Here is a 431-nt window from a genome sequence, read left to right on the forward strand (position 1 = left end):
CTTTCCGAGGTGAATACCAGGCGTTTTCTCAAGCCCCTGTCGCTCGTATGAACGATGGTCTATCTCTTCCTGATAACCGGCGTTCGCCAGTGCTCTGTTTGCATGGTCAGCCCATGATGCACGCCACGTCTCGGCATGTGTCCGGTCGTTCCAGTCCCTGACCTTTCCACCGAATCCAGCAGGTCCGACAGCTCTCGTGGTCAGCATGATGTGCGCATGGGGATTTGTTTTATCCATGTGATGGAACGCCACATCAGCAATCATGCCCTGACTGACAAAGTTTTCTCTGACAAAGGCGAGAACGGTTTCCCGTGCGGCATCCTGCGGTAGTTCGCGGGGGATGGCGAGTTCAATTTCCCGCGCAAGTTGTGAGTTCTTCCGGCGTTCGGCCTTCTCAACGGCATTCCAGAGTTCGGCACGGTTCGTACACC

General features: G+C 55.5%; 1 protein-coding gene. It reads right to left on the reverse strand.

What is annotated here, in order from left to right; translation table 11 throughout:
- Positions 1 to 431, reverse strand: a 431-nt coding sequence (locus C5L10_RS33360; protein ID WP_172717329.1) for a MobA/MobL family protein, incomplete at both ends; no start/stop codon positions are given.

Origin of the sequence: Neorhizobium sp. T6_25, from assembly GCF_002968555.1 — a bacterium.
Taxonomy (GTDB): domain Bacteria; phylum Pseudomonadota; class Alphaproteobacteria; order Rhizobiales; family Rhizobiaceae; genus Neorhizobium.